Consider the following 20270-nt stretch of genomic DNA (forward strand, 5'->3'; position numbering starts at 1 on the left):
ATAAAAAATCCTACCTAAGGTAGGATTTTTTTAGCGATCGCTGGAAACATCAATGTCTTTTAAAGGGATAATCTTGGTGTGATTTTTCCATTTATAAGCAAAATATAAAATTAATACTAATGGAACACTAATATAGGTAACACCAATTTGTTGCCAATCCCATTTGACAAAAGCTTCGATATTTTGTCCTCCAATAACCACAATACATAAAATTAAAGCGATGATTGGTCCAAGCGGAAATAATTTAGCATGATATTTTAGTTCGCTCAAGTCATGTCCTTGAAGTACGAAAGCTTTGCGGAAACGGTAGTGACTCAAGGCAATACCAATCCAAGCAATAAAACCGGTTAAACCTGAAGCAGCTACTAGCCACATATAAATTTTATCGCCAAAAATGCTAGTAGCAAAAGTTATTAATGAAACGACCGTTGTGGCAATTAAAGCAGCTAACGGAATGCCTTGTTTAGTAGTTTTAGCAAAAAATTTAGGTGCGTAATTGTCTTTAGCTAAGGCATAAAGCATTCTAGTGGAAGCATAAGCACCAGAATTAGCTGATGATAAGACGGAAGTTAGCACCACGGCATTCATTAAACCAGCCGCAAAAGCTAAGCCTGCACGTTTGAAAACGAGAGTGAATGGTGAAACAGCAATGTTACCGTTAGCAGCACTGAGTAGATTAGGACTAGTATAAGGAATTAAAGCTGCAATAACGAAAATAGATAAAATATAGAATAATAAAATGCGCCAGAAAACATCTTTAATTGCCTTAGGGACTGCCCTAGAAGGATCTTCTGATTCGCCTGCTGTTACACCAATTAATTCTGTTCCTTGGAATGAAAAACCAGCAATCAAAAAGACACTCAAAATAGCTGGAAAACCGCCGACAAAAGGTGCTTTTTTGTAGGTGAAATTCTTCAAACCAATTGCTGGTTGAGTCATAATGCCAAAAATCATCGCAAAACCAATAACTAAGAATATAATTACTGTAATTACTTTGATTAATGATAGCCAATATTCAGTTTCACCGAAAGTCGAAACTGTTAAAGCATTGATTAAGAAGATGACGACTAAAACCAATAAGCTCCAAATCCAGCCGGGAGTGTGTGGCAACCAATATTTGATTAATAGTGCGGCAGTTGAAATGTCCACTGCCACCGTAATGGCCCAATTAAACCAATAATTCCAGCCCATTGCAAAACCCAAAGCTGGATCAACATAGCGTGCATTATAAGTTGCAAAAGAACCGGAAACTGGCAAATTAGTTGCTAGTTCACCTAAGCTGGTCATTAAAAAGTAAACCATGATTCCCATAGCCGCATAAGCGATCAATCCGCCTCCTGGGCCTGCTTGTGAAATTGTTGATCCTGAAGTCATGAATAAGCCGGTACCAATACAACCACCTAGGGCAATCATCGACACATGGCGTGTCTTGAGATTGCGCTGAACCTGATGGTCAGTGTCTTGTTGTTGCATGAAAAATCCTCCTAGTTTTAGAAGAAACCTACAGACGATTAAAGCCCCTTTGCTAATAAGCAAAGAGGCCACTGATTGACAATCGTAGATAGCACTCCGTGATGTTATTTGATCACGACAGTTTCAGATCTCTTAAATCTGAACCCAACAGACTTTTGTAACAGCAAAAGTTGTTTCGGCTGAAAATCCTTTAGTTTAGTATCTGCAGTGCTGCTACACCTCAACTAAATTACTAATAAGTTCAGCAACCTCTTCTTTGATTTATTACTAGAAATTAATTTTAAATTAATTTTGCCAAAAGTCAACTATCTTATGACGATTACCAGTATAATTTAGGAAAATTAATTGACGTATGCTAAGAAAGTGCATTAGACTTATTATTGTATAGTATATAATATTCGTGGCTGTGTTGTAATAAAGGGGGAACCATATTATGGATAAAATGGAAATTTCTGCTGCTGTTCAAAAGGCAATTAGTGAAGAATACGATGTGATGGCGCAGAATTTGGCTGAACGCTTATCTGAAGCTGTTTCGGTTAATTTCAACGACTTAAATGAAAATTTAGTGGCGACAATGTATAGCGAATTAGAACAAACTTTGAAACCAGCTATTTTGCGACAATTATACTGATTTTTTGTGTAATTTTATAAAGAGCGGTTACATACGTAACTCGTTGTTGTTGTCGTGGATTAGTATAATAGTTTGTACATTGTAAACGAGAGGTGAATAAGGTGAACAAAGGTAAAGCTTATAAAATAGCTATTCGAGCAATTTTAATTGCAATCATTATCATTCAAACTATGACGCCTTTTTTAGGTTTTATACCTTTAGGCATTATTAATATCACAATTGTGCATATTACAGTTATTGTCGCGGCAATTGTTTTGAGCCCAGCAGATGGGGCTTTAATTGGCTTAATTTGGGGACTGGGAACAATGTTGCGAGCCTATACCGCGCCAACATCTCCGCTGGATACATTAGTATTTACTAATCCCATTATCGCAGTTTTGCCTCGTGTTTTAGTAGGCTATTTTGCAGGGATTACTTATCGATTTTTCAAAAATAAATTTCATAAAGCAGTTTTAAGCATGACGATTGCGTCCGTCGTAGGGACGTTGACGAATACAGTATTTGTTTTAGGCTTGATGCGAATTATGTATGCTTCAGCTATGGCTTCTTCTTATGGTACTAGCGTTAGTTTGTTGAATAAAACAATTATGGGAGTCGTAGCTTCTAACGGCATACCAGAATTAATTGCAGCAGTAATCATCGTACCAATTATCTGTAGTGCACTGTTCAAAGCTAATAAATTTTTACGAACGTAATCTTAATAAGGAAGGTTAGATTTGTCACTTTTTTTCACCGTATTATTAATGATCATTGCAACAGTTGTTGCTAATATTTTATATTCACTGTATTCCAAAATTCCACTAGCTTTTTACCAAATTGGCTTGGGGTTTGCTATTTCGTGGTTTCCGCAATTTTCCCATTTTCAATTGAAATCGGAAATTTTTTTTCTAGTAATTATAGCGCCATTGATGTTTCAAGAAGGCAAGAATACTGACTATAAAGTACTTAAAAAGAATTTGAAGAATGTTATTTCGTTGGCTGTTGTTTTAGCACTTGTGACAATCATTGTCGGCGGTGCTTTAGTGCATTTTTTGTGGGCAGCATTACCCTTGTCTTTGGCTTTTGTTTTATTGTCAATTTTGGCACCAACTGATGCTGTTGCAGTGTCATCGATTACTTCTAACGTCGAAGTTCCTGAACCGGTTATGAATACACTGGAAAATGAATCCCTATTCAATGATGCTTCTGGTTTAGTAGTAATGAACTTAGCTTTGCTATCTTTTGCAACTGGCAAGTTTCATTTGTGGAGCAGTATTGGGAATTTTTTGTTTGTTTTTATTGGCGGTGTTGTTGTTGGAGCTTTACTAGGATTTATATTTGTTTCTCTACAAATAATCTGTCAACGTCATTTGTTTGATTCAACTTCGATAATGGTTCCCTTAAATGTCATGACCCCCTTTTTAGTTTATTTGATGGCAGAAGAACTACATATGTCTGGTATTTTGGCAGTAGTAGCTGCGGGTGTTGTGCAGGGCATTTATCGCAAGCGTTTGTTATTGACGTCTTCATCACATCAAATGATATTGTCCTCTACATGGGATATAATTACTAATTTATTAAACGGTTTTGTATTTGTCTTATTGGGGACAACTTTGCCCCGTAATTTGCTATCCTTGGCAGAATATAGTAATTTGCATTTTACTTCTCTTTTGTTATTAGCAGTAATTCTTTATTTATTAATGTTGTTATTACGCTATGCTTGGAGTCAGTGGGACTTGGTCAAATTGCCAATTCCAGCGACCGAGAAGAAACGGAATAGCTGGGTAATTGCCTTAAGCGGAGTTCATGGGACAATTACTTTGGCGATGGCATTCTCATTGCCAGTCATGACGCATCGCCAGTTAGTGCCTTTGCGCGTAGATTTAATTTTTATTGCGGAAATTGTGATTTTATTGAGCTTGTTAGTACCGACTATTTTATTACCCCATTTGTTACCCAGCAAAATGGACCAATTTTCTATGGCAGAGTTTAATAATTTGTTAGATAGAATGGTTAATTATGCTATCCAGGAGTTACGAGAGAATGATGATCAAGATGCAGTTATTTTGCAACGTGTTATTACGTTGTTAAATAGCCAGAAAATGCACCGTGATCGGATTGATGTTAAGACTGTACGGCAGATTTTTGAAAAAACTGGCGCAGTGGAGTTTGAGAAGATTGATCAATTAGCGCAAGACGGGCAAATTAAATATCGTTTTGCATCGCAATATAATCGCCATCAATTAATTCATTTGCAGAGAATGTCCAATAATCCATGGTTACGCGTGAAATTATGGTTGAAATGGCTCCAGTTGCGCTGGCGTTTTAAAAAGTTGAGCCATAAATATCATTTTAAGTATGATCCTGAACATAGTCGGTTTGGTGGCGGAAATCGCAAGCAACTATGGCAGCGGCTTGAAAATCAAGGCTATTTAGCGGTGATGAATTATCTAAATGATTTCCAATCGACAGATAACCTCATTGAGGTACAATGGGTACGCCATTATTATGAGAATCGTCATCAGAAGTATAATCAGTCAGAGTTGGATTCCGACCAAGAACAACAATTGATTATTCAAGCTTTTCAGTATGAATATTATTTTGTGCAACAAGAAATGAAAAAACATAAATTGACGGCAGATTTGGTTTCTGCTTTAAATGAGAAAATTTCAGCTGATCAATTTGTTTATATGACATCAGATGATTAAAAAGCAGTTGCTAATTTAAGATAACTGTTTTTATTTTATTTAAAATTAAGGCTTGCCTAATAAATAATACTTTTTTATAATCGAATTATAAGGGGGGTACATATTTTGGTTAAAATAAAATCCGATCAAGCCGTTGCTCAACAACACGCGACTAACTTAAAAGTCCAAACTAACAAAGTGACACCTGCTAATGCGGGTGCCACTAATTTAAGTGGCGTGAAAGATATGGTCAAAGTTCAGACTAAATTAGGTGCTAACGCGACCAAGTTGCAACAGGCCAGTCAAACTTTGAGCACCAAATTGAATCGTGTGGCCAGTGGTTTAAGTAAACAAGATCAGCAGGTGAGTCAATTATGGAATCAAAAATAAAAGAACTCCAAGCAAAGGCGCGCCAAGTCGAAGAACAGTTAGCCGAGCAGCGTCATGAATTTCAGCGCCAAAACGAACAAGAACAATCAGTAAATAATTTTTTGCGCCAACAATTCAATCGAGTGGCCGATCGGGCACAAGCACAAGGTGATCGCCAATTGTTGGCTAACTTAAGTTCAGTACAGCAAGATGTTATCCAACGCCAACAACAGTATTTAACACAATTAAGCGATCAACAACAACAAAAGCAACATGAATTTAATGCACAATTAGACGATCTACAAGCAACTATTCAAACCCAACGATGAAAGGCAGAGCAATAATGGGCGGACTGCACTGGGGACAAAGTGATACGCAACAAGTTATCAACAGTTTAAAACAACAAATCAAGGCGATCGAGCCGGCAATTGCCGACTTAAAGCAAGCCATCTCAGCGCTCCAAAGTGATATTGGCACCGGGCAAGCCTTGTCCGGCACGGCTTACAGTAAAGTCAGTCAATCGCTAGAAAGCACCGTAATGCCAGTGATCACGGCTTTTTCAGATCTAAATGACAGTGTGCAAGGCAAAGTTTCGGTATTTCAACAAACCGATGCTACATTGCAAGGCTATGGCAATGTTTTGGATGAAGCCGAATTAGAAGCTAACATTCAATCTTTTCAGAAAATGACGAGTGCGCTCAGTTCCCTCAAACGCGCCACACCCATCGGCAAAAGCTTAGTGCAGCAAGCCATGGCGCCACTGCAAGCGATGACAAAAAATGAACAAAAGCGCTTGCAGGCACTCAAAGAAGCGCAACAAAAAACTAAATCCTTATTTGATGCGGAAGATGACGTTATTGCCCAGATTGCCCGAGGTTTGGCAGCCATTAATGACAGCACCATGAATCCCGACGGTTCGCTAAATATTAGTGCCGACTCCGACTGGCTGAAAAGTGTTGAACATTATTCGGATCATAAGTTAGACTATATTTTGGCAACGATCAGTTATCCAGCAGGATTAGATGCTGCGGGGCGCAAAGAATATCGTGCCGCAGTCAAAAAACAATTAAAGAAGCTAAGTAAAGAAGGCTGGCCGGCTAGTAGCCAGTTAGCTTATGTAAAATATTTGAATAAGCATCAACAAAAAGCCAGTCTCAAAACGGTCGACATGCAGCACTTGAATCACATTTACAAGCAAAGCCAAACCGTGGGTTCCAAAGTCTTCATGGACATGTGGAATGTTTGGCAGCTAGATAAGAGTCCGGCAATCGCTAAGCAAAAATTGACCACTTTGACTAAAGTACTGCAAGTTCCGGGCAATTTACCAGAAGATGCCGAATCCACCCGGAAACTGTTGGCGCACTTTGATAAAAAGTTAGCGCCAAATAATAAATTCTGGGATAGTTTGGCTAAAACCGTCCAAACCGCATTCCCAACGGAAAATGGACTCAACGACGGTTCCAATTTGGGACAAAAAATCCATAATTTGCGCTATATCATTTCTGCTCAGCAGGCGCAGTATATCCGCGATAATTACCCGGGAAAAACAGACGCAGAAAAGCTAGCCAATTACATGAAGGATTGTGGCAAGGGGTCTTATGAGCTGGAAGGTTCCCGATTGCATCAGAAAATGAATCGGTCTACAGGCGAATATCCCCAAGGCTATGGCAAAGGTGATTACAAGGTTACGCAAAATTTTCATACAGAGTTTCTTTTAAACAGCGAAGGGAAGTTCCAAAATGAAATTGATCCCGATGGCATTAATTCTAACGGGCAAATCAATGGCGCTAGTTTTAATTACGGTAATAAAAAAGGCAACACGCATAAATATTTAGATATTAATGTAGTTAAAAAATTAGATCCACAATGGCGGCATGACAAATCAGGAAATTATATATCACCAATCTTAGGATCACAAGCACCAAAAGGTTCAGATAAATATCCAGATAGCTATACTAATTCTCATGGTCATTATGCCATTAATGGCATGTCGTCTAAAGATAATGCGACACAACTAGGACATGAATTTGATCAGATGGTTAAGGGACAAAAAAAATGAAAACGCAAAAATTACGTAATTTCATAATGATTGTTTTTTTATTTATTCCTACTTTTACAGAAACAATAACTATTCCAAACACTAATGTAGTTCAAGCTAAAACCATTAAACATAAAAGAAAGTCTCATAAAGCTAAATCAGCTAAAAAAATTGAAATTGGGCAAGTTTATTGGAATGACAAGAGTTACAGTTGTATCAAATTATTAGATAAAGAAAATTATGCGGTTATAAAATTAGATAGTGCTCCACAGCAGGCTTTTAAAGATGGCGATTTTTCTCAAACGTATTTTTATACTGGTAAATATGTTCGTAATGGTAGCACTTATATATTACATGGCCAAACTAATGATGTTGCTTCTGTGTCTTTTATGGACATGCATCAGGTCAATAAAAAAGAATATTCTTATAGTTACGGACCTCAGCGAGGTAAACAAAGCAATATAAATATATATCAAAAAAGGGGGATATACTACAGCACAATATATCAAGATGGTAAGAAAAATGTTGGGGCACCTTTGATAAAACAAAGTAATTCTATTAAGTACGTAAAAGGGAGTATTTTTCCTAATAATTATCAGGAGTTTTTTCAACAGTTTACGTATGTTCCAGATAAGTAAATTATTGATAATTGTCTAAAAATGAAGAACAAAAAATTATATATTTCAATAGTTGTATCTTTATTGTTGACCTTAGTTATGGTGGAAAATCCATGTCATGACGGTAATAATGTTATTCAAGCTCAAATCAAAACATCTAAAAATCAGCGTAAACAACAATATCAAGTTAAAAAAATTAAAATTGGACAGGTGTATTATTTTGTCCATAGATATAATGATGAAAAATTGTACATCAAATTACTTGATCAGCAACGTTATTCAGTAATTATATTGAATAGCAATCCTAGTAGAAGCTTTAAAAACGGCGATTTTTATAAAATAGATTTTTATACGGGACAATATTTTATTAAAAATAATGATTATATATTGAACAGTCCAACTAATGATTTTTCTTCTGTTTATTTTACGAACAATAAAAAATTAAAGCGCAAACAATATTCATTTATTAGTGGTCCCGAATATGTAAAAGTTGATGCAATGAATATGCATTTAAAGAAAGACAAATACGTCATTGGATTGAGTAAGATAGAAATAGATCCGTCTTACCCGTTGTTTAAACACAATAATACCATTCAAGGATTCAAGGATAGTATTTTCCCCAATAATTCTGATGAGTTTTTCCAGCAATTTAGTTATGTTCCAGAATGAATTGATCCAGAAGGGGCCAAACCCAACGGTGTGATCAACGGGGCTAGTTTCAATTACGCTAATGAAAATGATGATATGCACAAACATCTGGATATTAATGTGGTGAAAAATTGGACCCTAAATGGAGAACGAATATATCGAATGGATACAAATCTCCAGTTAGAAATGATCAAGTGAAAAATTTGAGCGATCGTAAAAATAGTTACAGTAACAAAGATGGCAACTATGCAATAAATGGACTATCATCTAAGGACAATACTGAACATCTAGCTAATAAATTTGATCAAATGGTGAAATAAGCTGAATGAAAAATAAAATATTACGTAATTTAATTATTATTATTATTTTATTTGTACCTATACGTACAGAGATAATCATACCAGCCAGCAATATAGTATCTGCTGGTGCATCTCATCATTTCAAAACTAAAAAATCTTCAAGACCAGTCAAAAAAATAAAAATAGGTCAAGTTTATTGGAATTATGGTTATGGATATGGTATTAAATTTGTTGATCAAACTCATTATGCAATAGTTAGAGTAGATAGTTCACCACAAAGGATATTTGCCGATAATGATAATGCTGTTATTGACTTTTACTATGGGATATATTCTCGTAAAGCAAATCATTACTTATTATCTAAACGAGTTAGTAGTGTTATTTCTATTTCCTTTATGGATATGAAGAGATGGCGGGAGAAACAATATACCTTTATTGATGAATCTTATAATCAAAAATCTAATAGGTCCGAACTATATTTAAAAAATGGTCGATATTATATAGCCAGTGTTAGTAAAAAAAATAAATTAGAAGATGCCTATGCTCTAAGCAAATATACAAATAAAATAAAAGGGGTGAAAAACACCACCTTCCCCAATAACTCTCAAGAATTTTTACAACAATTTCATTATCTATCATTAGATAATTGGAAAAATAAAGTAAATCACTTTTCCAAGCAAAAAAAATAGCCAAGACGAAATAGCAATCTCATAGTCTACCCGGAAACTGTTGGCGCACTTTGATAAAAAGTTAGCCCCAAATAATAAATTTTGGGATAGTTTGGCTAAAACCGTCCAAACCGCATTCCCAACGAAAAAAGGACTCAACGATGGTTCCAATTTGGGACAAAAAATCCATAATTTGCGCTATATCATTTCCGCTCAGCAAGCGCAGTATATCCGCGATAATTACCCGGGAAAAACAGACGCAGAAAAGCTGGCTAACTATATGAAAGAATGCGGCAAGGGGTCTTACGAGCTGGAGGGCTCTCGATTGCATCAGAAAATGAATCTGTCTACGGGGGAATATCCCCAAGGCTATGGCAAAGGTGATTACAAGGTTACACAAAATTTTCATACAGAGTTCCTTTTAAATAGCGAAGGTAAGTTTCAAAATGAAATTGATCCCGATGGCATTAATCTCAATGGACAAATCAATGGTGCTAGTTTTAATTATGGTAATAAAAAAGTCAACACGCATAAATATTTAGATATTAATGTGGTTCATGATTTGGATCCGCAATGGCGACACAATAATTCGAATGGATATAAATCGCCATATTTAGACAGTGATGCACCCAAAGGTTCATCTAAATATCCAGATAGCTATACTAATAGCCATGGTCACTATGCCATTAATGGAATGTTATCAAAAGATAATGCCACACAACTGGGGCATAAATTTGATCAGATGGTTAAAAAAAGTACTGGACAATAAAAATGAAAATGCAAAAATTACGTAATTCCATAATAATTATGTTTTTATTAGTACCTATATATTCAGAATTAGCTCTTCCTTCAAATAATAATGTGTGTCAAGCTAGAACTCATAGTATTAAGCCTAAGCAGACACAGAAAAAGTCTGTGAGTAAAATTAAAATAGGAAAAATTTATTCCGATCCATATGGTTTTTCATGTATCAAATTCATAGATAAATGTAATTATGTAGTGTTACTTTTGAATGGCAATCCTGAGAGCTTTTTTCGAGATGGCGAGTCATATCCACTAGAATTTTATATAGGAAAATATACCCGAAAAGGAAGTAAGTATATCCTTCACAAGGATACTAATCAACATACTAGTATTTACTTTCTGGATATGAAACGCTTTAGAAAAAAACAATATTCAGATATCGATGGTCCAGGATCCAATTATACCAATCCTAAAGACAAATCATATAGCATGATTATGTATTTAAAAAATGGTAAATACTATGTAAGAAATTACTACGATAGTAAAAGATCCATGGGTTCTTATCAATTGAGACACTATCCCAATCATATTGGTGGTGTTAAAAACAGTACCTTTCCCAATAATGCTCAAGAATTTTTGAGCAATTTTACGTACATTTCTAGAGACAGAGTACGTGATCTCAGTAGCAAAGGTAAATAATTTTTAAAAACCGCATTTCCAACAAAAAAGGACTGGACGACGGTTCCAATTTGGGACAAAAAATCCATAATTTGCGCTATATCATTTCCGCTCAGCAGGCGCAGTATATCCGCGATAATTACCCGGGAAAAACAGACGCAGAAAAGCTAGCTAACTATATGAAAGAATGTGGCAAGGGGTCTTATGAGCTAGAAGGCTCCCGATTGCATCAGAAACAGAAAAAAGGAAAACATAATGAACTAATTTACCCTGAAGGCTATGGCAAAGGTGACTATAAGGTTACACAAAATTTCCATACAGAGTTTCTTTTAAATAGTGAAGGCAAATTCCAGAATGAAATTGATCCCGATGGCATTAATTCTAACGAGCAAATCAATGGCGCTAGTTTTAATTACGGTAATAAAAAAGTCAACACGCATAAATATTTAGATATTAATGTGGTAAAGAGATTAGATCCGCAATGGCGTCATGATAAATCTAGTGGATATAAATCGCCACTTTTGGAGGAAGAAGCTAAAAAGCTTGGTAAATTAAATGATAGCTATACTAATTCTCATGGTCGTTATGCCATTAATGGTATGTCGTCTAAAGACAATGCGACACAACTTGGACATGAATTTGATCAGATGGTTAAGGGACAATAAAAATGAAAAAATTACGTAATTTGATGGTGATCGTGTTTTTATTGATTCCTACCTTTATAGAAACAATAATTATTCCAAATAATAATGTAGTTCAAGCTAAAGTCAGGAAGCATAAAAGCAAGACGCGTAAAGCTAAACCAGTCAAAAAAATTGAAATTGGTCAAGTTTATTTAGATGTTTATAGTTCCTCTTGTATCAAGCTTTTAGATCAAGACAACTATGCATTACTAGACTTCAATGATCGACCCAAGCCTTACTTTGATGACGGTGAATTATACATGTTGGAATTTAATATGGGTAAATATACCAAAAAGGGTGATCAGTATATATTCCATATGGAAACTAATCAATTTACCAGAATTTCATTCATGGATATGAAACGTTGGAAAGCAAAGCAATATTCCTATAGTGATGGTCCTGCTGCAGATTATACAAGTCCCAATGACACTTCTCACAGTATGATTATGTATCCTAAAAAGGGGCGGTATTATGTAAAAAGTTACTTTAAGGGTAAACGTTATATGGGAACTGATAAATTAGAATATTATTCTAATAGTATTAAAGGTGTCAAACATAGCACCTTTCCCAACAATGCCCAAGAATTTTTACAGCAATTCACGTATATTTCTGAAAAAGAAGTGAATAAGTTATATTTAAAAGGTAAATAGTCGTCTAAATAGTTATTCAACGAGGCGCATAAATTTAATCAAATGGTCAAGGGACAATAAAAATGAAAACGAAAAAATTACGTAATTTCATAATGATCGTATTTTTATTGCTTCCTGCTTTTACAAGCACAATAACTATTTCAAATACTAATGTGGTTCAAGCTAAAGCTAGCAGGCGCAATATACTCGCGATAATTACCCGGAAAATAAAATTTGTTTCAATTAATAGTATGTACGAAAAACAAGTTCATAGAAGAACTTGTCTTTTAGCTATTTGTCTAAATCTGCCATAATTTTTTGCAATGATGGCTGACTATCAGCTGGCAAAGCATAATGTTGACGATATTCTGCAATTGTTTTTTGATCAAATACATCTTCATTTAATGGCATAGAACTCGTATCAATCGGATCGATGTTTTGAATTTTAGCGTCTAAAACAATTGGCAATGTATCGCCTTGTTTTTGCAATTCCATAATTTGTTTCATGGCTTGTTGTAATTCTGCTAAATTGTGTACGCTAAAACCGTGAGCACCCATTCCTTCAGCTACTTTAGCCCAATCAGCACCGATTAAATCAATACCATATAGTGACTGATTATCTTGCAATTTTTCATGTTCGATATAACCAAAAGAATTATTTTCCAGCACTACATTGACGACTGGCAAATGATATTTGACCTCAGTCAGTAAATCAGGCATTACCATCGCAAACCCACCATCACCGGAAATACTCCAAACTTGTCGATTAGGATAATTTAACTGGGCAGCCATCCCTGCAGGCAAACCAAACCCCATTGTGCCGTACCATGGTGACATTGTGAATTTTTGTTCTTGATCAAATGGTAATTGGCGAATCGACCATTCTGTGTTATTTCCTACGTCTAAACCAAAAACTGCATTATGACTACTATTTTCTTTGATGGCCTGGATAACGCCTTCGGCTCGCAAACCATTTTGATCATCTTTAGCGGCTTGCAATAACCATTGATCCCAGTTTTTCTTGTCTTGCACTGCAGCTTTAAAGAAAGTTGTTGATTCACGCTCGTAATCTAGCTCGGTTAAAGCTTGCAAAAAGGCCTTAGCATCAGCCAAAACTGTTATCTTAGCATCGTGTTGTTTACCTAAATCAGCTAAATTATTATTGACTTGGATAAATTCAATATTATTTGGCAAGAAACGGGCAAATGGATAATTTGTGCCTATGAATAATACTAAATCACTCGCACTAGCGACCTCAAAGCCGGCTTTAGTACCCAATCGACCCTTGGAACCCATAAAATTTGGATGATCAGTTGGAAATACACCTGTTGCAGGTACTGTACTTAACACCGGTAAATGGAATTTTTCAGAAACTTGCACCGCTAAATCGCGTGCACCACTAGCACCGCGACCTAGCCACATAATAGGACGTTGGGCTTTTTGCAAAGCTTCTTTAACTTGTTGCATCTCCGCAGCATTAGGTTGCAAAATATTACTTGGTTTCGTTGCAATCTTAGCTGTTTGAAATCCATCAAATTCAATTTCTTGCCCAGCCAAATCGTCCGGAATAATTACGACAGAAACGGAACGTGTCGCGTAAGCTGAACGAATCGCTTCATCCACAACATGGGGAATTTGCTCAGCAGTTGTCACTTGCTTATGAAATTGAGCAACGTCGGCAAAAACAGGATCTTCATTCATTTCTTGGAAAAAATTAGTATTCATAATGTTGGTTGCAGATTGACCCACTAAAGCGAGTACTGGCGTATGATCCATTTTGGCATCATACAAACCGTTTAACAAATGTACGCCTCCCGGTCCAGCGGAAGCAAAGCTAACACCAATTGTACCTGTTAATTTTGCGTCGGCAGTTGCTGCTAAAGCGCCAATCTCTTCATGACGCACTTGAATATATTTGATATTGCGTCGTTCTTTATACAGTCCTTCTACCGTGTTATTAATTGAAGCAGCTGGAATACCATAAAGATGGTCAATTTTCCAGCCAACTAGTACTTGGGCAAGTGCACGCCCTGCAGTCATTTTTGGCATATTACCACACTCCTTAAAAACACATATTAAATCATTTTGTATATTTAAACAAAAAAACATTCTTGACAGAATGTTTTAAACACGATATTTTAGGTAATTTGCAATCATTTTATCAGCTAACACCATGGCGACGTTTGTATTTTTGAGTAGCGGACCATGTGAATAGCTACATATTACCGATTTGTAAGCCACGCCATCTACGCCGTCTTCTGGATTGTTACCGTACCCTTCGATCATTTTGCCAAAAGGCTGTAAATTATTATCATCAAAGAATGTTTGACCACTATGATTTTCAAAAGCTTTCACTTCACCATAAGCGGTGGTACAGCGTGTGTCGCCAATCATGCGCTTTTGTGGGTTGAAAATGGTGTGAAAAGGTAAAATGTTTAAACATTCAATTCGATCATTCTTACTAGTCTGATAATAACTACCCAAGAATTGATAGCCGCCACAAATGCCCAAATACAAACGATCATCTTCAATATAATCAGTCAAGGTTTGGCGATGTCGCAAGAAATCTTTAGCTACCACCGTCTGTTCAAAATCTTGTCCGCCACCGCAAAAAACTAAATCATAGTCAAAGGCATTAAAGTCGTCGCCCAAACTCACATTTTGTACGGAACAAGCATAATTTTTCTGCTTTAAAAAGTGCCGTAAAATCTTCACGTCACCGGCATCACCGTACGTATTCATTAAATCTTCATATAGATAAGCAATTTTGATTGTGGGCATGCATAATAACCTCAATTATTTGTTGTAAAACTAAACATCAATAGTTTAAACTGTCCGCTGGTAAATGTCTACCAGAACCGGATTATACCGCTATAAATTCAATTCATAAGCCACGCGCACACCACCTTGCTGGTATTGTAACTCAATCATGCCACGTTTTTGAAAGCCCCAATTGTTCAAAATGTGTTGCATCCGTAAATTATCTTGATGCGTGTCAATGCGCACATTGGCCAAATCGTGCTGGATTGCTAAAGTAAGTAAATTAGACATTAAGTAATTGGTCAAGTGCTGCCCACGAAATTCTGGATTCACAGCTAAGCGATGAAAAGTTGCATACGGACCATTTTGTTGCCAATGACCTTGCCGCAAGGTTTGATAACTAGGGTCAGGTTGCGTTAAAAAAGTTGCCATTGCCCCAATTTGCTGGTTCACCATTAATACATAAGCTTGCTTGTTTTCAACATCTGCCCGTGATTGTGCTAAATTAGGATAGCCGTCTTGCCATTGATCAATATTGTCATTTTTTAATAACTCTTTAGCAGACTGGATAATTGCTGACATAGTAGGCAAATCTCCCAGGGTCGCTGATCGTAAATAAATTGGGTTCATCACCAAAACCTCCTATATAAATATCATCATTCTAGCAAGATAATTATTCGGTTACAAATTAGACTTCAGTTTCTTTTCAGTTTGAAAAACATGTATAATTAGCATTGATTAATTGCGTTTAAATAGAAACTAAATTAGGATTTACCGTGAAACAAAGTTCGTTTCACATAAGGAGTTAACCATGAGTCCCACTCAATTACAACGAAGTTTACAGCAATATGATATTGAATTGACTGCACAACAAATGCAGCAATTGCAACAATATTTTCAGTTATTAGTTGAAACAAATAGAGTTATGAATTTAACCAATATAACTAGTGAAGCTGATGTTTATCTGAAACATTTTTATGATTCTTTGATGCCCATGTTTGTTGAACCAGCTTTAAAACAAGCAGTTACTTTAGCTGACATTGGTTCTGGCGCAGGTTTTCCTGGTTTAGTATTGAAAATTGTCAATCCTAATTTGCAATTGACAATTGTGGATTCTTTGCAGAAACGGATTAATTTTTTGGCGCAAGTGGTGCAAACTTTAGGCTTGCAAAATGTTACTTTAATTCATGCGCGAGCTGAAGAATTTGGGCGCCAGAAAAAGTATCGCGAACAGTTTGATTATGTCACTGCCCGTGCTGTAGCCAATTTACCTGTATTATTAGAGCTATGCTTACCCGTTGTCAAAAATGGTGGAACTTTCATTGCTTTGAAGGGTGCTAAAGCGCAAGCAGAATTACAGCAATCGCAGCATGCCTTGACTATTTTAGGCGGTCAAGTACAAAAAGTTGAAACCATGGAGCTGCCAGAACAAGCTGGTCAAAGAGAATTGCTTTTCATTGAGAAAGTAAAATCCACGCCTAATAAATATCCCCGTAAAGCGGGAACACCAGCTAAAGAACCTTTGCTTTGACAGTATTACAAGGAGGATGACGCTAAATGTCCATTTTTGATAAAATTTTAGACAAAAATACCGCTAAAATCCAAGAGATTGCTGTGAATCAGATTGTGCCAAATACGTATCAGCCACGTCAAGAATTTGATAGTCAGCAAATTGCAGAATTAGCACAATCTATTCACACTAATGGGCTGTTGCAGCCAATTGTGGTACGTCCGAGTGCTGAACAAAAATATGAATTGATCGCAGGTGAACGTCGTTTTCGGGCCGTCAGTTCCCTAAAATGGACGAAGATACCAGCCATTGTGCGTAATTACGATGATGAACAGTCAGCAGCGCTGGCTTTAATCGAAAATTTGCAGCGTCAAGATTTGAATCCGATTGAAGAAGCACAAGCCTACTCTAATTTGGCGCAATTAAATGGTTTTAAGCAACAAGATTTGGCAAAAAGTTTAGGCAAAAGTCAGTCTTATGTTGCTAATAAAATCCGATTGCTTAAGCTGGATCCTCAAGTACAAACAGCTATTGGTCAAGGCTTGATTTCTCAACGTCATGGGCGTGCTTTACTAGCGCTAGATATGAAGCAGCAACAAGAAAGTTTGCAAGAAATTATCAAAGCTAATTTGAATGTTGTCCAAACTGAGCAACTAGTTAAAAAGTTGTTACAACCTGCTAAAACAAAAGAGCATAATAAGATTCGTGCTTTGAAGTCCACTAACACTAAGTTGGCGATAAATACAATTCGAGACTCTGTAAAATTGGCGCAGAAGAATGGTGCGCAGTTTACTTATGATGAAATAAATAATGATACAGAATACCAGATGATAATCACAGTTAAAAAGGAGCGCAAGAATGGTTAAAGTTATATCCTTAGCTAATCAAAAAGGTGGTGTTGGCAAAACCACAACTACCATTAATTTAGGTGCTTGTTTATCTGAATTACAGCAACGCGTCCTAGTAATTGACATTGATCCGCAAGGGAATGCTACTAGTGGTTTAGGTATTAAAAAAGTCGATGTCACACAAGATATTTATGATGTTATTATTAATGAAATGCCTCTGCATGATACGATTATGCATACGCAACGTCAGAATTTAGATATTGTACCCGCAACGATTCAACTGGCGGGTGCCGAAATGGAACTAACTTCCATGATGGCACGCGAGACGCGTTTGAAGGAAGCAATTGGTTCTATTGCAGCTGACTATGATTATATTTTGATCGATTGTCCGCCATCTTTAGGACAGCTATCAATCAATGCTTTCACTGCCAGCAATTCCATTATTATTCCGGTACAAAGTGAATATTACGCTTTAGAAGGTTTGAGCCAATTGTTGAACACGATTCGCTTAGTACAAAAGCATTTTAATCCTGATTTAACTATTGAGGGTGTCTTATTGACAATGTTTGATGCGCGCACTAATTTAGGTACGCAAGTGGTCACGGAAGTGCAAAGTTATTTTGGTGATCACGTCTATGAAACGATCATTCCGCGTAATACGCGTTTGGCAGAAGCACCAAGTTACGGCTTGCCAATTATTGATTTTGACCGCAAATCGCGCGGTGCAGAAGTATATTTGCAATTAGCTGAGGAGGTTATGAGACACGATGACTGATAAAAAACGTAGTGGTTTGGGTCGCGGCATTGATGCGATTTTTTCAGACTTTGAAAAAGATGAAATCACTTCTGAAAATGTTGTCGAAATCGGACTTGATGATATCCGTCCCAATCCTTATCAACCACGTAAAACATTTGAGGAAAAGCCTTTAGAGGATTTAGCTCAATCAATTCGTGAAAATGGTGTTTTTCAACCCATTGTGGTGCGTAAAAGTGTTAATGGTTACCAAATTGTGGCCGGTGAGCGTCGTTTTCGTGCTAGCAAAATTGCTAAGCAAAGGACGATTCCAGCCATTATTCGTGATCTTGACGAAAGTCAGATGATGGAAATTGGTGTCTTAGAAAACTTACAACGCGAAGACTTAAATCCGATCGAAGAAGCGCAAGCTTACCAAACTCTAATTGAAAAATTGCATTTAACACAAGAACAGGTTTCCGAAAAATTGGGCAAAAGTCGCCCATACATTGCTAATTATTTGCGTTTATTGAGTTTGCCGGAAAAAGCTACTAAATTGTTGATATCAGGCGATTTGACGATGGCTCAAGCACGGACTTTATTGACGCTCAAGGATCCACAAAAAATTGACCAGATGGCCCAATTAGTTGTCGATCAAAAAGTAACCGTGCGCCAATTAGAGGCAATGGTTGCTAAACGACAGAAACATACTAAAAAAGAAACCGGCAGTCGTTCACCGTTTATTAAAGAAACTGAAGGTCAGTTAGTTGATAAATTCGGCACGAATGTGCATGTTTCTGAAAGTAAGAACGGCAAAGGCAAGATCCAAATTGATTTTGCATCTATCAAAGATTTAAATCGAATTTTGGATATTTTGCACATTTCGTTGGATTAGGAGGTCGCTATGTATAATCTGGGTGACATTATTATGATGAAAAAGCCACATGCTTGCCAGAATAATCGCTGGGAAGTGTTACGCTTAGGTGCTGATATCAAGATTCGTTGTTTAGGCTGCGGTCACCAAATTATGATGGCGCGCGCGGAATTTAACAAAAAATATAAAAAAATTATTACTCAGCAAAATGAAGTTCATCGTGATCAAGAAACTTTTTATATTGATCCTCGAAATATCAAATCACCGAATCAATTACAACAAGGAGTTAACTTATGGCATTAACAGCAGGAATTGTCGGTTTACCTAATGTCGGTAAATCAACATTGTTTAACGCAATTACTAAAGCAGGCGCGGAAATGGCTAATTATCCGTTTGCTACAATCGATCCTAATGTTGGCATGGTAGAAGTACCGGATACTCGTTTGGCACGCATTGATCAGATTTTACCTGCCAAAAAAATTGTGCATACAACTTTTGAATTTACTGATATTGCAGGGATTGTGAAAGGTGCCAGTAAAGGTGAAGGCTTAGGCAATAAATTCTTAGAAAATATTCGCCAAGTTGATGCGATTGTGCATGTTGTACGCGCTTTTGATGATGACAATATTACGCACGTGAATGGGCACATTGATCCACTAGATGATGTCGAAACGATTAATTTGGAGTTGAGCATTGCTGATTTAGATAGCATCAATAAACGTTATGCCAAAGTTGAAAAAGTAGCACGTACCAAAGATAAAGAAGCGCAAGCTGAATTGGCTGTTTTACAAAAAATTAAACCTGTTTTGGAACAAGGCGGTGCAGTGCGCAGCATCGAATTCACTAAAGAAGAGCAACGCATTGTCAAGGGATTGTTCTTGCTGACTTCTAAACCAGTTTTGTATGTGGCAAATATTGCTGAAGATGATATGGCTGCACCACAGGATTCTAAATATTATCAACAAATTAAAGAATATGCTGCTAAAGAAAATGCTGAAGTCATTGGAATTTCTGCCAAAACCGAAGAAGAAATTGCAGAACTAGATGATGAAGAACGCCAGGTTTTCTTAGAAGCTGAGGGCGTTAGTGAATCAGGGTTAGATCGCTTAATTCGTGCTAGCTATCATTTGTTAGGTTTAGCGACCTTTTTCACTGCTGGTGGCACGGAAACTAGAGCTTGGACATTTAAGCAAGGTATGAAAGCACCGCAAGTAGCTGGTGTGATTCATTCTGATTTTGAACGCGGTTTTATTCGGGCTGAGACTGTCTCTTTTGCTGATTTAGATCAATATGGCAGTATGCAAGCTGCTAAAGAAGCGGGACGTTTACGCTTAGAAGGTAAGGATTACGAAGTTCAAGATGGCGATATTATTGAATTTCGTTTCAACGTTTAGGAGGAAGT

General features: G+C 36.7%; 24 protein-coding genes and 1 riboswitch. Of the genes, 20 read left to right on the forward strand and 4 right to left on the reverse strand.

What is annotated here, in order from left to right; genetic code table 11:
- Positions 1 to 30: 30 nt before the first annotated feature.
- On the reverse strand, positions 31 to 1473 hold the full coding sequence (locus MOO47_RS04255) for an amino acid permease (RefSeq protein WP_249512228.1): 1443 nt from the start codon (positions 1471 to 1473) through the stop codon (positions 31 to 33).
- Positions 1474 to 1554: 81 nt separating this feature from the next.
- Positions 1555 to 1735, reverse strand: a riboswitch (Lysine riboswitch).
- A gap of 171 nt (positions 1736 to 1906) precedes the next feature.
- Here MOO47_RS04255 and MOO47_RS04260 point away from each other — a divergent pair.
- From MOO47_RS04260 to MOO47_RS04325, 14 genes are all read left to right on the forward strand, one after another.
- The gene (locus tag MOO47_RS04260; protein WP_249512229.1) at positions 1907 to 2104 is read left to right on the forward strand and encodes a hypothetical protein; all 198 of its coding nucleotides are present in this window, start codon (positions 1907 to 1909) and stop codon (positions 2102 to 2104) included.
- Positions 2105 to 2205: 101 nt separating this feature from the next.
- On the forward strand, positions 2206 to 2799 hold the full coding sequence (locus MOO47_RS04265; RefSeq protein ID WP_249512230.1) for an ECF transporter S component: 594 nt from the start codon (positions 2206 to 2208) through the stop codon (positions 2797 to 2799).
- Between the two features lie 21 nt (positions 2800 to 2820).
- Positions 2821 to 4791 (forward strand): cation:proton antiporter, encoded by a 1971-nt coding sequence (locus MOO47_RS04270; protein ID WP_249512231.1) that lies wholly within the window; start codon positions 2821 to 2823, stop codon positions 4789 to 4791.
- A gap of 105 nt (positions 4792 to 4896) precedes the next feature.
- Positions 4897 to 5160 carry a TIGR04197 family type VII secretion effector gene (locus tag MOO47_RS04275; protein WP_249512232.1) on the forward strand — a complete coding sequence of 88 codons (264 nt, stop codon included), beginning with the start codon at positions 4897 to 4899 and terminating at the stop codon, positions 5158 to 5160.
- Positions 5145 to 5468 (forward strand): hypothetical protein, encoded by a 324-nt coding sequence (locus MOO47_RS04280; RefSeq protein WP_249512233.1) that lies wholly within the window; start codon positions 5145 to 5147, stop codon positions 5466 to 5468. Before MOO47_RS04275 ends, MOO47_RS04280 begins: the two co-directional genes overlap by 16 nt.
- A 14-nt stretch (positions 5469 to 5482) precedes the next feature.
- On the forward strand, positions 5483 to 7198 hold the full coding sequence (locus MOO47_RS04285) for a DUF3114 domain-containing protein (RefSeq protein WP_249512234.1): 1716 nt from the start codon (positions 5483 to 5485) through the stop codon (positions 7196 to 7198).
- On the forward strand, positions 7195 to 7815 hold the full coding sequence (locus MOO47_RS04290) for a hypothetical protein (protein ID WP_249512235.1): 621 nt from the start codon (positions 7195 to 7197) through the stop codon (positions 7813 to 7815). Before MOO47_RS04285 ends, MOO47_RS04290 begins: the two co-directional genes overlap by 4 nt.
- A 21-nt stretch (positions 7816 to 7836) precedes the next feature.
- The gene (locus tag MOO47_RS04295) at positions 7837 to 8463 is read left to right on the forward strand and encodes a hypothetical protein (protein ID WP_249512236.1); all 627 of its coding nucleotides are present in this window, start codon (positions 7837 to 7839) and stop codon (positions 8461 to 8463) included.
- Complete coding sequence (locus MOO47_RS04300; RefSeq protein WP_396022063.1) at positions 8464 to 8640, forward strand: DUF3114 domain-containing protein; 177 nt, start codon at positions 8464 to 8466, stop codon at positions 8638 to 8640.
- Between the two features lie 127 nt (positions 8641 to 8767).
- The gene (locus MOO47_RS04305; RefSeq protein WP_249512238.1) at positions 8768 to 9430 is read left to right on the forward strand and encodes a hypothetical protein; all 663 of its coding nucleotides are present in this window, start codon (positions 8768 to 8770) and stop codon (positions 9428 to 9430) included.
- Positions 9431 to 9470: 40 nt separating this feature from the next.
- Positions 9471 to 10178, forward strand: coding sequence for a DUF3114 domain-containing protein (locus MOO47_RS04310; RefSeq protein WP_260523895.1), 708 nt, complete (start codon positions 9471 to 9473; stop codon positions 10176 to 10178).
- An 8-nt stretch (positions 10179 to 10186) separates the two neighbouring features.
- Positions 10187 to 10852, forward strand: a complete 666-nt coding sequence (locus tag MOO47_RS04315; RefSeq protein WP_249512240.1) for a hypothetical protein — start codon at positions 10187 to 10189, stop codon at positions 10850 to 10852.
- A gap of 32 nt (positions 10853 to 10884) precedes the next feature.
- Entirely contained in the window at positions 10885 to 11496 is a 612-nt protein-coding gene (locus MOO47_RS04320) for a DUF3114 domain-containing protein (RefSeq protein WP_260523915.1), read from the forward strand.
- Between the two features lie 2 nt (positions 11497 to 11498).
- The gene (locus MOO47_RS04325) at positions 11499 to 12164 is read left to right on the forward strand and encodes a hypothetical protein (RefSeq protein WP_249512242.1); all 666 of its coding nucleotides are present in this window, start codon (positions 11499 to 11501) and stop codon (positions 12162 to 12164) included.
- A gap of 270 nt (positions 12165 to 12434) precedes the next feature.
- Here the strand turns inward: MOO47_RS04325 and spxB are convergent, their stop codons facing one another.
- From spxB to MOO47_RS04340, 3 genes are all read right to left on the reverse strand, one after another.
- Positions 12435 to 14192, reverse strand: coding sequence for a pyruvate oxidase (spxB, locus tag MOO47_RS04330; protein ID WP_249512243.1), 1758 nt, complete (start codon positions 14190 to 14192; stop codon positions 12435 to 12437).
- A gap of 75 nt (positions 14193 to 14267) precedes the next feature.
- Entirely contained in the window at positions 14268 to 14924 is a 657-nt protein-coding gene (locus tag MOO47_RS04335; RefSeq protein WP_249512244.1) for a type 1 glutamine amidotransferase, read from the reverse strand.
- A 90-nt stretch (positions 14925 to 15014) separates the two neighbouring features.
- Entirely contained in the window at positions 15015 to 15533 is a 519-nt protein-coding gene (locus MOO47_RS04340) for a GNAT family N-acetyltransferase (RefSeq protein ID WP_249512245.1), read from the reverse strand.
- A gap of 181 nt (positions 15534 to 15714) precedes the next feature.
- Here MOO47_RS04340 and rsmG point away from each other — a divergent pair, with 181 nt between their 5' ends.
- The 6 genes from rsmG to ychF are packed head-to-tail and all read left to right on the forward strand — an operon-like array spanning position 15715 to position 20262.
- The gene (rsmG, locus tag MOO47_RS04345; RefSeq protein ID WP_249512246.1) at positions 15715 to 16434 is read left to right on the forward strand and encodes a 16S rRNA (guanine(527)-N(7))-methyltransferase RsmG; all 720 of its coding nucleotides are present in this window, start codon (positions 15715 to 15717) and stop codon (positions 16432 to 16434) included.
- A 26-nt stretch (positions 16435 to 16460) separates the two neighbouring features.
- Positions 16461 to 17279 (forward strand): nucleoid occlusion protein, encoded by an 819-nt coding sequence (gene noc / locus MOO47_RS04350; protein WP_249512247.1) that lies wholly within the window; start codon positions 16461 to 16463, stop codon positions 17277 to 17279.
- Positions 17272 to 18036 (forward strand): ParA family protein, encoded by a 765-nt coding sequence (locus MOO47_RS04355; protein WP_249512248.1) that lies wholly within the window; start codon positions 17272 to 17274, stop codon positions 18034 to 18036. Before noc ends, MOO47_RS04355 begins: the two co-directional genes overlap by 8 nt.
- Entirely contained in the window at positions 18029 to 18889 is an 861-nt protein-coding gene (locus MOO47_RS04360; RefSeq protein WP_249512249.1) for a ParB/RepB/Spo0J family partition protein, read from the forward strand. Before MOO47_RS04355 ends, MOO47_RS04360 begins: the two co-directional genes overlap by 8 nt.
- A gap of 9 nt (positions 18890 to 18898) precedes the next feature.
- Positions 18899 to 19171 (forward strand): DUF951 domain-containing protein, encoded by a 273-nt coding sequence (locus tag MOO47_RS04365; RefSeq protein WP_249512250.1) that lies wholly within the window; start codon positions 18899 to 18901, stop codon positions 19169 to 19171.
- The gene (gene ychF / locus MOO47_RS04370; protein ID WP_249512251.1) at positions 19162 to 20262 is read left to right on the forward strand and encodes a redox-regulated ATPase YchF; all 1101 of its coding nucleotides are present in this window, start codon (positions 19162 to 19164) and stop codon (positions 20260 to 20262) included. Before MOO47_RS04365 ends, ychF begins: the two co-directional genes overlap by 10 nt.
- Positions 20263 to 20270 lie beyond the last annotated feature (8 nt).

It is taken from the genome of Bombilactobacillus thymidiniphilus (assembly GCF_023380245.1).
In the GTDB taxonomy this organism is placed as follows: Bacteria; Bacillota; Bacilli; order Lactobacillales; family Lactobacillaceae; genus Bombilactobacillus; species Bombilactobacillus thymidiniphilus.

Bases quoted from the DNA above. Each gene is read 5' to 3' on its own strand.
- MOO47_RS04255 (WP_249512228.1), bottom strand. From the start codon at position 1,473: ATGCAACAACAAGACACTGACCATCAGGTTCAGCGCAATCTCAAGACA.
- MOO47_RS04260 (WP_249512229.1), top strand. From the start codon at position 1,907: ATGGATAAAATGGAAATTTCTGCTGCTGTTCAAAAGGCAATTAGTGAA.
- MOO47_RS04280 (WP_249512233.1), top strand. From the start codon at position 5,145: ATGGAATCAAAAATAAAAGAACTCCAAGCAAAGGCGCGCCAAGTCGAA.
- MOO47_RS04285 (WP_249512234.1), top strand. From the start codon at position 5,483: ATGGGCGGACTGCACTGGGGACAAAGTGATACGCAACAAGTTATCAAC.
- MOO47_RS04290 (WP_249512235.1), top strand. From the start codon at position 7,195: ATGAAAACGCAAAAATTACGTAATTTCATAATGATTGTTTTTTTATTT.
- MOO47_RS04295 (WP_249512236.1), top strand. From the start codon at position 7,837: ATGAAGAACAAAAAATTATATATTTCAATAGTTGTATCTTTATTGTTG.
- MOO47_RS04305 (WP_249512238.1), top strand. From the start codon at position 8,768: ATGAAAAATAAAATATTACGTAATTTAATTATTATTATTATTTTATTT.
- MOO47_RS04315 (WP_249512240.1), top strand. From the start codon at position 10,187: ATGCAAAAATTACGTAATTCCATAATAATTATGTTTTTATTAGTACCT.
- MOO47_RS04325 (WP_249512242.1), top strand. From the start codon at position 11,499: ATGAAAAAATTACGTAATTTGATGGTGATCGTGTTTTTATTGATTCCT.
- spxB (WP_249512243.1), bottom strand. From the start codon at position 14,192: ATGCCAAAAATGACTGCAGGGCGTGCACTTGCCCAAGTACTAGTTGGC.
- MOO47_RS04335 (WP_249512244.1), bottom strand. From the start codon at position 14,924: ATGCCCACAATCAAAATTGCTTATCTATATGAAGATTTAATGAATACG.
- MOO47_RS04340 (WP_249512245.1), bottom strand. From the start codon at position 15,533: ATGAACCCAATTTATTTACGATCAGCGACCCTGGGAGATTTGCCTACT.
- rsmG (WP_249512246.1), top strand. From the start codon at position 15,715: ATGAGTCCCACTCAATTACAACGAAGTTTACAGCAATATGATATTGAA.
- noc (WP_249512247.1), top strand. From the start codon at position 16,461: ATGTCCATTTTTGATAAAATTTTAGACAAAAATACCGCTAAAATCCAA.
- MOO47_RS04355 (WP_249512248.1), top strand. From the start codon at position 17,272: ATGGTTAAAGTTATATCCTTAGCTAATCAAAAAGGTGGTGTTGGCAAA.
- MOO47_RS04360 (WP_249512249.1), top strand. From the start codon at position 18,029: ATGACTGATAAAAAACGTAGTGGTTTGGGTCGCGGCATTGATGCGATT.
- MOO47_RS04365 (WP_249512250.1), top strand. From the start codon at position 18,899: ATGTATAATCTGGGTGACATTATTATGATGAAAAAGCCACATGCTTGC.
- ychF (WP_249512251.1), top strand. From the start codon at position 19,162: ATGGCATTAACAGCAGGAATTGTCGGTTTACCTAATGTCGGTAAATCA.